The sequence below is a fragment of the Allobosea sp. P4_C6 genome (assembly GCF_056402015.1).
Window position 1 is genome coordinate 1 of the sequence record NZ_JBFUIF010000332.1, and the last position, 633, is coordinate 633.

Annotated in this window: 1 protein-coding gene; it reads right to left on the reverse strand. The window is 59.6% G+C overall.

Annotated elements, in window-relative coordinates; genetic code table 11:
- The coding region (locus tag AC1DVA_RS28980) for a DEAD/DEAH box helicase family protein (protein WP_476808216.1) at positions 1-633 on the reverse strand (633 nt) is incomplete at both ends.

Sequence of the window (633 nt, forward strand, 5' to 3'; positions counted from 1 at the left end):
ACCCCAGAATGCCAATCTGCGATCTCTCAGGTCTGCCCCCGCGCGAGAGACGACGCCGAGGCAATAGTCGAGAACCGCCTCCTGAAAGTCGAGATGAGCCTGCGACAGCCGATAGGGGAACTCGGATGTTTCGTGTTTGGGAAACGCGCGCTCCTCATGCCATTCGCCAGTGACGAGGTCGATGCGGCGCCTCTGGACATAATGCCGAGCCAGCCTTTCGCGGTACCGTGCATCGTCAAAGTTCATCGTGACGAATGCCGGGTCGATTAGCGAGAGCAATCGGCCGAAAGCCTCTTCATCCCCAGAATGAGGGGTAGCCGTCAGCAGGATCAAACGGCGCTCGGCATCCCTCGCCAGACCGGAAAGAAGCTCGAACCTTTGCTGCTTGCCTGTTCCGGTACCAACACAGGCATGCGCTTCGTCGACGATCACAAAGTCAGGGCAGGCGCGGGCGAAGCTCTCCCGGCGCTTTTCAGCCTTGATGTAATCGAGACTGACCACAGTGTGGGGGTAGGCATCAAACAATGTTTGCGACAGGGGCAGGCTGCGCTCCAAACGCGCCGCGCTCCCTGACGTTACCGCTACTGCGTCGATGCCAAAGCGAGACTTGAGCTCGACGACCCATTGCTCGAC